This is a genomic window from Pseudoalteromonas sp. NZS37, assembly GCF_015864265.1.
In the GTDB taxonomy this organism is placed as follows: domain Bacteria; phylum Pseudomonadota; class Gammaproteobacteria; order Enterobacterales; family Alteromonadaceae; genus Pseudoalteromonas; species Pseudoalteromonas arctica.
Genome location: NZ_JADYXL010000040.1, coordinates 1 through 1,427 on the forward strand (window position 1 = coordinate 1; position 1,427 = coordinate 1,427).

At 41.5% G+C, this 1,427-nt stretch carries 1 protein-coding gene; it reads right to left on the reverse strand.

The genetic code is table 11. The features are described from left to right. Window positions 1-9 precede the first annotated feature (9 nt). On the reverse strand, window positions 10-1,338 hold the full coding sequence (locus I6F47_RS20245; RefSeq protein WP_442960285.1) for an IS4 family transposase: 1,329 nt from the start codon (window positions 1,336-1,338) through the stop codon (window positions 10-12). Window positions 1,339-1,427 lie beyond the last annotated feature (89 nt).

A 1,427-nucleotide genomic window follows, 5' to 3' on the forward strand; every position in this document is an offset into this window, starting at 1 on the left:
TAATGCCAGTCAGTTAAGCTGACTGGCATTTTTCTTTTTATGGGGATACTTAGATGGTTTTGGCTTAACCCATCGGGGATATCTTCTATCCTCTCGTCTAGCTGGAAGCTTAAATAAGACCAGTGTACTGAGTAAGTGCTGCCAGTGTATTGGAATGTTCCCTGGACTCATTATAGATACTGACGAGAAATACTGAATGACAGCCATCGAACTGCTAGAGAAACTAAGCTGGTTAGGCCATATCCCTGTGACTGTCGCCGCCATCGTCATTATTCTTCGTATTAAATTATAGGCGAGTAACACGCCCCATAGCTCCTGACGCACCATGTCTGGACGTTTACTTCTCAAATGGTATGCGCTATCAAGCATGGTTTGTTTGATTTCTCTAAACCCAAGTTCTATCTCCCAACGATGACAATATAATTCAACAATTTCATTACCTGGATAACGCAATCTATCCGTCATCGAGGTTAGTATACGGTAGCTTTTGCCCTTTATTGTTTTACTGATTAATCTCGCTTTAATCGTTTCAGGAACATCGGGAAAGTTTTTTTGTGCATGCTTTGTTGTTTTCAATTCAATGATATGGTCATTTTTACCCGCGCTGGAGATGATTTCATACTGTAAGTCGGGCCTTGCAGGTATCAGCCAGTGCCTCATCTTCCCAGTTTGGTGCCAACGATTTAACAGGCCTAAAGAATAATACCCTTTATCAAACATAGTCAGTGAATTATCTGGTGTACGTTCAATTAAACGCTCAGCTAATTTCATCTCGTTAGTTTTATAGTTATCAAACTCGCTACTGAGCAGTTGATGGCTGGTCAATTCCATATGACAGACCATGCGTATTTGAGGAAAGGCTGTATCACCGTATTGGTTGCTACCAGAAGAGAAGGCTTTACGATTATCAGGCGTGTCGGCTGTTCGCCACACAACACCGTCAACAGCTAATAGATTCAAACCATTCCATGTTTCGAATGACTGTTGCTTATACATTGATTGAGCAGATTTATTGAAAACGTGTTTAACGGAATCATCACCTAGCCTTTGTCTCGCCTGTACCATCGCACTTGGAGCAACGAGTGGGTTCTTGCCAGGTAACATGATATCTAGCTTATTAGCGATATTCCAAACCGATTCTTTTCGAAACAATGCCATGCCAATAACTGACCACAAAACGGCCTCAAGCGGTAGCCTTCGCTTACGAACGGTTGCAATCCCAGCTTGTTGAAAACCTTGTTCAATGATTTCAGGGTCAAGAATTTCTGATAATTTTTCAAAGGTATGGTATCGGCTGCTTTCTTCAAGTGTTGCTTGCAGTGCTTGTTCTATATTCACAAAAAAATCCGTAGTTAGTTTCCTAACTACGGATTTTGCATGATCGTTTGGATCGGTCAACCGGTCATTTTCTTAACTGATCGGCATTA